Origin of the sequence: Flexivirga sp. (assembly GCF_051955415.1) — a bacterium.
GTDB lineage: Bacteria > Actinomycetota > Actinomycetes > Actinomycetales > Dermatophilaceae > Flexivirga.
This window is the reverse complement of record NZ_JBQCGS010000008.1, coordinates 1-9,198: the sequence shown is the minus strand read 5'-3', so window position 1 is coordinate 9,198 and position 9,198 is coordinate 1. Positions and strand designations below refer to the sequence as shown.

Sequence of the window (9,198 nt, the reverse complement as noted above, 5' to 3'; positions counted from 1 at the left end):
GCAGGGGGGCCTTTATCCGCGACGGGCTGGCGCCGGACTGACCCACGGTGGTGCTGCACTCACCCCCGCCGCCGGTAAGTGCAGCACCCCGCGTTGCCGGGCCAGGTCGACGGCCTCGGTCCGGTTGGCGGCACCGAGTTTGGCCAGGATGTTCGACACGTGCACGCTCGCGGTCTTGGTGCTGATGAAGAGCCGGCCCGCGAGCTGCCCGTTCGTCATACCCGCGGCGACGAGTCGCAGCACGTCGAGTTCGCGCGGGGTCAGTGCCCCGCCCCGTGCGGTCTCGCCGCCTGACCGTCCGCGCAAGCGGGCGACGAGGCGCGCGGCGCCCAGCCGGTGTGCGGTCGCCAGGGCGTCGTCGGCGATCGATCGCGCCGCGCTGCGGTCGCCGGCCGCCTGCAACGCGCGGCACAGCAGCAGCTGCGTGGCGGCCTGCTCGTAGCCGAAACCGGCGTGGCCGAAGAGGCGCACGGCCTCCCGGTGCTCGTCGGCCGCCAGTGCGTGCTCGCCGGCATACCGTGCCAATTCGCCGCGAGCCCGGGCGAACCAGGCTCGTGACTCCTCGCCCAGTGACTCGCGTGCGCCGCGCACCGACAGCACGGCCTCCAGCCGGGCTTCCAGCTCTTCCACCCGGGATGCATGATCCGCGGCCGCTCGTGGATCGGCGAGGGCGGCCTCGGTGAGTTGGGTCAGCAGAAGGGCGGTCATCCGGATCTGAGCGTCGAAAACCCGCATGCGCCATACCTTCTCGACGGTCGCAATCGCCTCGTCGTAGATGCCGATCGCGCCGTCGAGGTCGCCCGCAGCGCCGAGGATCTCGATCATCCCGGGAGCATCGTTGACCAGGATGAACATGTCGTGCGACCACTGCTCGTGCAGCACCTCGTGCCGGGCCCGCGCCTGCTCGAACCTGCCGCGTGCGACGTCGACCGTGAGCCGCACCGCTTCGCCGGACATTCTGGCCAACAGCGGCAGGTCGTCGGTCTTGGCCAGCAACTCGTCGACGCGGTCCCAGTCGCTCAGCTTGGCAGCGAGGGTCGCGGCGAAGATGACCGAATCCATGCCGTACATCTCGGTCCGCGCATTCGCCTCGTCCGCCCGGCGGATCGCCTCGTCGTAGGTGGCAGCAGCCTTGGTGTGCTGGTCGGTGCGCGCCTGCAGCCCGGCGAGCTGGTGCAGCGCGCGCAGCTCGGCGCGGATGTGGCCTTCGGCGGCCGCCTGCTGCCGGACCTGCTCCAACGTGGACAGTGCCGAGCTCATGTCGCCCGCGATGCCGTCGAGCTTGGCCTGGGTCGTCATCGCGTCGGTGATGATCGAGGGTTCGTCGACGGCGCGGCCGATCGTCAGCGCGTCGCCCGCGGCAACGGCCGCCTCATCGAAGCGGTCGAAGGCGAGCAGGTAGTGCGCCTTGAGCGCAAGCAGCTGGCCCAGCAGCACCTTGTCGTCGAGGTCGCGTGCCCAGTGAGCGGCCGTGTCGAGCAGCTCGTCGGCCTCATCCGGCAGGTCGGCGACACCGAGCTTGAGATGCATGGACGGCAGGTCGGTCAGCAGCAACGCCGACAGGTACAGCCGCAACAACTCGGCACGCTCCAGCAGGGGCCCGGTGTGCGAGCGCAACGCGTCCCGCATCAGGTCGGCGGCCCGCAGCGGATCACCGGCCGCGAGCAGAGCGCCGGCGGCGCGTTGCGACAGGTCGGCGGGCACGTCGGTGAGTTCGGGGTGCCATGCGGCCAGCGAGATGGCGGCCTCGAAGTGGCGAGCGGCGTTCGACGGTGCAGCGGTGGCCAGTGCCTCGTCACCGGCCCGCACCCGGGCCCGCAGCGCGACCTCGAAACGCCCCGCCTGCTCGGCGTGTCTGGCCAGCAGGGCGGCCCAGCAGTCCGCACCGGTCGCGAGGAGTATGTCGGTCAGCCGATCATGCAGCCGCACGCGTTCGCCGGGCAGCAGGTCGTCGTACACCGCCTCGGACAGCAGCGCGTGGCGGAAGGCGTAGGTGCCGTCGCGGGTCGCGACGAGCAGGTGGGCGTCGATGGCGGCCCGCAGCGCACCGTGCAATTGCTCGGGTGGCAGCTCGACCAACCCCTGCAGGGTCGCGTGGGAGGCCGCGGAGCCGGCGACGGAGACCGCGCGCAGCACCCGGCGTGGTTCGTCCTCGAGCGAGTCGGCACGCACGAGGAGCAGGTCGGCGAGGTCGCCCGGCAGCTGCGGGCCGGCGTTCGCGGCGGCGACGAGCTCCTCGGTGAAGAAGGGGTTTCCGCCCGAGCGACGGATGATGTCGCCGGCGGCGGGTTCGGCGAGCCCGGGCTCCAGGTGGTGCACCAGGGCACGGGCCGGCTCGGCCGCGAGCGGGTCGAGCAGCACCCTGCGGACCGTCGGCAGTCGGGACCACTCGGCCAGCGCCGGACGCAGCGGGTGGCGCCGGTGCAGGTCGTCCGTGCGGTATGTCGCGACGACGTGCACCCCGGGCCGCACGTCACGGGTGAACTGGTAGGTCAGCAGCTCACGTGTCGCACGGTCGGCCCAGTGCACGTCCTCGATGACGACGAGCACCGGCGCCAGCTCGGCGATGTCGTCGAACAGGTCCGCGACGGCCTCGAAGAACTCGACCGGCCGGGCGCTGTCACCGGGCGTGAGGCCGTTGACGGCCACGACGCCGGCAGCGGCCGGCAGGTCGCGCAGGGAGCGCGCGATATCGGTGATCGGCAGGTATGGCGCGGCGCTGTCGCCCAGGTCGAGGCAGCGACCCACGAGCGCCACGCCACCGGCCTGCCGGCAGATCGCGGCGATCTCCTGCACGAGACGGGTCTTGCCGATGCCGGCGTCACCGCCGAGCAGCGTGTTCGACGACCGCGCCCGGTCCCCGAGCAACCGCGCGAAGTCGTCGATCTCTGCACTGCGACCGAAGATCGGTCCGTCGGGGGCGGAGTCGGAGATCACTGGTTCATTGTCGCCCGTCCGCGGCTGCGCAGGACGACCATTTTCCGGTGGCTCACGGCCCGGCGAACTCGCCGGCGGACCGGCCAGCACCGATCCGCCGAGGTTCACCGCCATCCGAGGTTCACCGCCATCCGAGGTGGCCCGGAGTGACCAGGTTGGGGTCGTGCCGGGGCGCCGGCGTGCGGTCGACCGGCCGGCGGCGTCGCCCGAAGAGCCACCGGACACTCAGTTCCCAGCCGTGCGCGACGGCGAAGTCGTGGGCGATCTGCTGCTGCCGGTAAGCGATCTCGGCCCCGACGATGGGGGAGGTGGAGTAGGAGAAGGGTGTCATCAGGGTGCCTTTCGATGTCGTGTTGCGTTGACATCGACAGTCGTCGCCTGAGGTAGCCGCTCGCCTCGGGCAGATGCCCTATTTGTCCGCTGGGCAGTGCCTCAGCTGCGTGCCGTCAGCGCCTCGAGCTGGCGGGCGCACTCCTCACCGAGCGTGCACGCTCCTTACCGAGCGGACACGAACGCACCGAGCGTGCACACTCCTCACCGAGCGGACACGAACGCACCGAGCGGACACACAAAGTGGCCGGAATCCGGCCACTTTGCGTGTCCGCTCGGTAGGTATGGTGTCCGCTCGGTCAGGGGAGCGGGGAGCGGGGAGCGGGGAGCGGGGGCGGGGTGCCCACCCGATCAGTCGTAGGGGCCGCCGGCGACATACAGGACCTGCCCGCTGACGAAGCCGGCGTTCTCCCCGCAGAAGAACGATGCGGCGTTCGCGATGTCGGCGGGGAGGCCGACCCGTTGCACGGGGATCTCCTGGGCGGCCAGTTGCTGGAACTCCTCGAAGTCGATGCCGACCCGGTCCGCCGTCGCCTTGGTCATGTCGGTGACGATGAACCCCGGCGCGATCGCGTTGGCGGTGACGCCGAACTTGCCCAGCTCGATCGCGAGCGTCTTGGTGAAGCCCTGCAGGCCGGCCTTGGCCGCCGAGTAGTTCACCTGGCCGCGGTTGCCCTGCGCCGACGTGCTCGACAGGTTGACGATGCGCCCGAACTTCGCCTCGGTCATGTACTTCTGGGCGGCGCGCGTCATCAGGAAGCTGCCGCGCAGGTGGACGTTCATCACGGTGTCCCAGTCGTCCGCGGACATCTTGAAGATCAGGTTGTCGCGCAGCACGCCCGCGTTGTTCACCAGGACCGTCGGCGCGCCGAGCTCGCCGGCCACTCGCTCGACCGCGGCGGTCACCGAGGCCTCGTCGCTGACGTCGCACCCGACGGCGAGTGCCCTGCCGCCGGCTGCGGTGATGGCCTCGACGACGGCGCCGCAGGCCCCCTCGTCGAGGTCGAGCACGGCGACGGCGAGGCCGTCCGCCGCGAGGCGCTGGGCGATCTCTGCGCCGATGCCGCGTGCGGCACCGGTGACGATGGCGGTTCGCTGGTCCGTCATGGTTCTCCTTGCGTTGTTCGGTGGTTTCAGTGCGCCGGCCGAGTGCCGGGGGAGCGGATCGGAGGGGTATCGGCTAGGGGTGCCAGACCAGTCGGCCGATGGTCCTGCCCGCTGCCAGGTCGGTGAGTCCCTCGGGCAGCTCGTCGAAGCCGAGGGTCCTACTGATCGTCGGCCGGATCGCGCCGCTGGCGGCAAGGCGGGACAGCTCGGCATACCCTTGCTCGATGACCGACGGCCGCATGGTTTGGTAGTAACCCCAGTGCAATCCGAGGATCGAGTAGTTCTTCAGCAGCATGTGGTTCAGCGGCGGCGCCTGGATGCGGCCACCGGAGAAGCCGACGACCACGATCCGTCCCTCGAAGGCGACGCACTTGGCGAGCAGGTCGTAGGCGTCGCCGCCGACGGGGTCGAAGATGACGTCGGCGCCGCGGCCCTCGGTGGCTTCCTTGACCGCGGCGACGACGTCCTCGGTGGTGCGGTCGATGACCACATCGGCACCCAATTGTCTTGCGGCAGCGGCCTTTTCGGCGCCCCCGACGATTGCGATCACCCGGTTGCCGTTGATCTTCGCCAGCTGCACGGTCGCCGATCCGACGCCTCCGGAGGCGGCTTGCACGAGCACGGTGTCCTCGGGCCGTAACTGCGCGCGGCGGAACAGTGCTGCCCATGCGGTCTGGTAGGCGATGGTCAGCACCGCGGCCGCATCGTCGTCGAGCGCCTCCGGTGCGAGCGCGCTGGCAGCCGGCATCAGCGCCGATTCGGCGAAGGCGCCGTGCGGCAGTGCCGCCATACCGATGATGCGGTCACCGTTCCTGCGCTCGATCACGCCGTCGCCGACCGCAGTGATCTCGCCGCACAGTTCGGCACCGGGGACGAAGGGCAACTCCGGTCGCACCTGGTAGAGCCCCTGGCACATCAGCACGTCGGGGAAGTTGAGCGCCGCGCTGCGCACCCGGACCCGGACCTGACCGGCGGCAGGTTCGGGTTGCGGCAGATCGGCCGTGCGCAACGCCTCCGTCGGGGTCCCCAGCTGCTGCACCTGCCATGCCTTCATGGCGTCCCTCCTGCGTCGTCGATCCGAGCCTGCAGACGCTGCATGCCGCGCAGCCACTTGTCGGTGGCGGCTCCACGCAGCGCGAAGTAGTCCTTCACCTCCGGATGCGGGAGCACCAGGAAGTCTCCGTTCGCAACGGTTTCCACCAGGCAGTCGGCGACCTGAGCGGGCTCCAGGGCACCGTCGTGACCGATGACGTCGGCCACCGGGTCGGTGCCGGGTCCGGGGTACATGTCCGTGCGGACACCCTGCGGGCAGATGGCGTGGACGTCGACGCCGCGATGCCCGTAGGTGACGGCCAGCCATTCGGCGAAGGCCTCGGCACCGTGCTTGGTCACCGCGTATGACGGCTGGCCCAGCACGGTGAGCAGTCCGGCCGCTGATGCGGTGACGACGAAGCGTCCGCGGCCGCAGGCGAGCCATTCGGGCAACAGCAGCCGTGCGGCGCGCACATGCGCCAGCACGTTGACCGACCACGAGGTCTCCCAGTCCGAATCGGGCGTGTCGAGCCCTGCGCCACGTGCGACACCGGCGTTGCCGATCCACACGTCGATCGCCGACAGCTGCTCCCGGGCGGCGTCGACGACGGATCGCACGCCCTCCGAGGTGGCGATGTCGGCGGGCACGGCGTATGCGCCGATCCGGCCGGCGGTCTCGTCCAGCGGCTCGTCCAGCACGTCGGTCACCACGACGCGGGCACCGAGCACGGCCAGTCGTTCTGCGATCGCCGCCCCGATGCCTCGGGCGGCGCCGGTCACGACGACACGTTGGTCCTGCCAGGTCGTGAGCGGGGTGGGCACCGGTGCTCCTTCGAGGGTGGGCGGCGGCTGACTAAGCGCTTGCTTAGCGTCGCACGCTGCGGCATGCTCGTCAACGAGGCGGAGCCCGTCCGTCGCGCGTCGAGGGAGAGGGGTCCCGATGGCCGAGCCGGTGGATGCGCTGCCGTCGGCGACGCAGCGCAGGCTGCTGGAGGCCGCACGGGATGCATTTGGTGCCAAGGGTTTTCACGGCACGACGACCCGGGACATCGCGGCCGCGGCGGGCATGTCACCGGCGGCGGTCTACGTGCATCACCGGACCAAGGAGTCGCTGCTCTTCGCCATCTCCCTCGCGGGTCACCGGGCCACGTTGCAGGCGCTTCGCGATGCCGGTGCGGCCGCCGACGGGCCGGTGCAGCAGCTCGCGGCGATGGTCCGCCGGTTCGTGCTGGGGCACACGACGGAGCACACGCTCGCACGCGTGGTCAACTACGAACTCGGCGCGCTGACCCCCGAGCACCGCGCCACCATCGACGCATTGCGGCACGACATACAGCAGCTCATCCGCGGTGTGCTCGCCGACGGTGCCGCATCCGGCGCCTTCCACTGCGTCGATGTCGGTATGACCACCAACGCGATCATGGGCATGTCGATCGACGTCGCGCGCTGGTATGACGAACGCGACGCCTGGCAGCCCGAACGCGTCGCCGACCACAGTGCCCGGATGGCGCTGCGGATGGCCGGCGCGCGGGACGGGTAGCGCCGCGATGCCCTACCGGTAGTTGGTGAACTGCAGCGCCACATCCAGGTCGGCGCCCTTGAGCAGTCGCTGCACCTCCTGCAGGTCGTCCCGCGACTTGCTGGTGACGCGCAATTCGTCGCCCTCGATGCGCGACTTCACCGACTTCGGCCCCTCGTCCCGGATGAGCTTGGAGATCTTCTTGGCGTTCTCCTGGCTGATGCCGTCGCGCAGGGTCGCCTCGAGGCGGTAGTCCTTGCCCGACAGTTGCGGCTCGCCGTCGTGCGACAGTTCGAGCGACTTCAGCGAGACACCGCGCTTGACCAGTTTGGTCTGGAAGACGTCGAGCACCGCGAGGGTGCGCTCCTGCGAGTTCGCCTTCATCAGGATCTTCTCCCCGGACCACTCCAGCACGGCGCCCACGTTGCGGAAGTCGTAGCGGGTGGCGATCTCCTTGGCCGCCTGGTTCAGCGCGTTGCTGACCTCCTGCTTGTCGGTCTTGCTGACGATGTCGAACGACGAGTCGGCCATGCTGCTGCTCCTTCGGATGGCGGGTGCTGCTCGCCCCGAGTATGCCGCGCTGCCACCGGTGGCGGCCCCCGGGACGCCGATTGGCCCAGCGCGCACGATGCTTGTTATCCTCGTCCACGCACCACGCCAGGTTGCCCGAGCGGCCAATGGGAGCGGACTGTAAATCCGTCGCGAAAGCTACCTAGGTTCGAATCCTAGACCTGGCACCGCGTGCGCGAGGGCCCCGGCAGTTCGGCCGGGGCCCTCGTTCGTTTCGGGACCGCCCTTTGGTCATATGGCTCGTCAGACGGCGATGAGTGCGATGCCCGCCAGCACCACCACGGCACCGGCGAACTTGCGCGCGGGCGCCGGCTCGTGGAAGAGCTTCCAGGCCAGCAGTGAACCCACCACAATGCTCGACTCGCGGGCCGGCGCGACCAGGGCGACCGAGGTCGTCGTCATCGCCTGCAGTACCAGGATGTACGCGAGCGGGGAAAGCACTGCGACACAGACGATCTCGCGCCAATGCTCACGTGCCACGCGCGACAGCTCCGCCCACTGACCGCGCACCCCGGGGACCATCAGCAGGCTCTGCCAGGCGGTGCTCAACGCGAAGTAGGGCACCGGCAGCAGCGCCAGCCCGGTCATCGAGTGGTCGTCCCAGAGCGTGTATGACGCGATGGCCAAGCCGGTCAGCGCCCCCCACTGCAGTCCCTTGCGGGCCGACCCGGCCGACGGTCCGGTATGGCGCCGCGGCGCACCCGCCGGTCGTGCGGCGGCGACCACGGCGACACCCGCCACGATGACGAATCCGCCGGCGACGGCGATCGGGCCGGGGCGTTCGGCCAGCACCAAGATGGCGAAGAGCATCGTGAGCAGTGGGCCGGTGCCACGGGCGACGGGGTAGACCACGCTCAGTTCGCCCTTGCGGTAGCCGGTCTGCAGCGCGAGGCCGTAGGCGATGTGCAACAGGCCGGACAGCGCGGATGCGGCCAGCAATGCCACACTGAGGGCCGCGCCGTTGGCCGCCAAAACGATCAACCCGATCGGCAGCCACACCAGCGCGGAGAGGGCGGCATACGCGAAGACGAAGACGTATCCGCCGTGTGCGACGCGCTTCGCGGCGATGTTCCAGATCGCGTGCAGCACCGCGGCGGTGAGCACCAGGGCCAGAGCGGTCGCCGACATCCGTTGACGCTATCGAACCGTCGTACCGGCGCCGCGGAGAGGCAGGATGACGGACTGGCCGGCCGCCGCGCTGGGTGTATGGCGCCGGAGCGGGTAACCTCGGTCCTGGTCGGCAGGTTGTTCCTTCACGTCTTGAGCGCGCTGGATCCATGCAGCGCTCGACGCACAGGCCCCGATGAGTCCATGTCGGGTGCGTGCCACGTCGTCGTTTGGCCCCGGGCGTCGCGCAGAGTGTGCGGCCCGGAAGACATATCGAAGGGAACCGCCATCATGGCAACAGGCACCGTCAAGTGGTTCAACGCGGAAAAGGGCTTCGGCTTCATCGCCCCGGAGGACGGCAGCCCCGACGTCTTCGTCCACTTCTCCGCGATCAGCGGCACCGGCTACAAGTCGCTGGAGGAGAACCAGCGTGTCGAGTTCGACTCGGCGCAGGGCCAGAAGGGTCCGCAGGCGGAGAACGTTCGCGCGATCTGATGAAGCACGTCTGATCGAGGCGGGGGCCTCCGGCACATCCGGATGCGCCCGCGTAGCGTTTTGCCGGTCCCGACCCCCCCCCCCCGCCACGGCGCCCGGCC

General features: G+C 70.1%; 9 protein-coding genes and 1 tRNA gene. 3 read left to right on the top strand and 7 right to left on the bottom strand.

Annotated features, from left to right (window positions below):
• Positions 1–12: 12 nt before the first annotated feature.
• The 5 genes from ACTHL4_RS00900 to ACTHL4_RS00880 all read right to left on the bottom strand — a co-directional run bounded on the left by ACTHL4_RS00900 (position 13) and on the right by ACTHL4_RS00880 (position 6,228).
• A complete protein-coding gene (locus ACTHL4_RS00900; RefSeq protein ID WP_440280844.1) occupies positions 13–2,937 on the bottom strand; it encodes a helix-turn-helix transcriptional regulator in 2,925 nt (974 codons plus the stop codon).
• A 121-nt stretch (positions 2,938–3,058) separates the two neighbouring features.
• Positions 3,059–3,268 carry a hypothetical protein gene (locus ACTHL4_RS00895; protein ID WP_440280843.1) on the bottom strand — a complete coding sequence of 70 codons (210 nt, stop codon included), beginning with the start codon at positions 3,266–3,268 and terminating at the stop codon, positions 3,059–3,061.
• 350 nt (positions 3,269–3,618) lie between these two features.
• Positions 3,619–4,374 (bottom strand): 3-oxoacyl-ACP reductase FabG, encoded by a 756-nt coding sequence (gene fabG / locus ACTHL4_RS00890; protein ID WP_440280842.1) that lies wholly within the window; start codon positions 4,372–4,374, stop codon positions 3,619–3,621.
• Positions 4,375–4,447: 73 nt separating this feature from the next.
• Positions 4,448–5,428, bottom strand: a complete 981-nt coding sequence (locus ACTHL4_RS00885) for an NADPH:quinone oxidoreductase family protein (protein ID WP_440280841.1) — start codon at positions 5,426–5,428, stop codon at positions 4,448–4,450.
• Complete coding sequence (locus tag ACTHL4_RS00880; RefSeq protein WP_440280840.1) at positions 5,425–6,228, bottom strand: SDR family oxidoreductase; 804 nt, start codon at positions 6,226–6,228, stop codon at positions 5,425–5,427. The genes ACTHL4_RS00885 and ACTHL4_RS00880 overlap by 4 nt, the downstream gene beginning before the upstream one ends.
• A 118-nt stretch (positions 6,229–6,346) precedes the next feature.
• On the opposite strand from ACTHL4_RS00880, the gene ACTHL4_RS00875 reads away from it, so the two are divergent.
• A complete protein-coding gene (locus ACTHL4_RS00875; RefSeq protein ID WP_440280839.1) occupies positions 6,347–6,946 on the top strand; it encodes a TetR/AcrR family transcriptional regulator in 600 nt (199 codons plus the stop codon).
• A gap of 12 nt (positions 6,947–6,958) precedes the next feature.
• On the opposite strand, the gene ACTHL4_RS00870 is transcribed toward ACTHL4_RS00875, so the two are convergent.
• Positions 6,959–7,456, bottom strand: a complete 498-nt coding sequence (locus ACTHL4_RS00870; RefSeq protein WP_440280838.1) for a YajQ family cyclic di-GMP-binding protein — start codon at positions 7,454–7,456, stop codon at positions 6,959–6,961.
• A gap of 125 nt (positions 7,457–7,581) precedes the next feature.
• On the opposite strand from ACTHL4_RS00870, the gene ACTHL4_RS00865 reads away from it, so the two are divergent.
• Positions 7,582–7,662 (top strand) — tRNA-Tyr (locus ACTHL4_RS00865).
• A gap of 76 nt (positions 7,663–7,738) precedes the next feature.
• Here the strand turns inward: ACTHL4_RS00865 and ACTHL4_RS00860 are convergent.
• The gene (locus tag ACTHL4_RS00860) at positions 7,739–8,623 is read right to left on the bottom strand and encodes an EamA family transporter (RefSeq protein WP_440280837.1); all 885 of its coding nucleotides are present in this window, start codon (positions 8,621–8,623) and stop codon (positions 7,739–7,741) included.
• Positions 8,624–8,893: 270 nt separating this feature from the next.
• Between ACTHL4_RS00860 and ACTHL4_RS00855 the strand changes: the two genes are divergently transcribed.
• Positions 8,894–9,097 (top strand): cold-shock protein, encoded by a 204-nt coding sequence (locus ACTHL4_RS00855; protein WP_440280836.1) that lies wholly within the window; start codon positions 8,894–8,896, stop codon positions 9,095–9,097.
• The last annotated feature ends 101 nt before the right edge of the window (positions 9,098–9,198 follow it).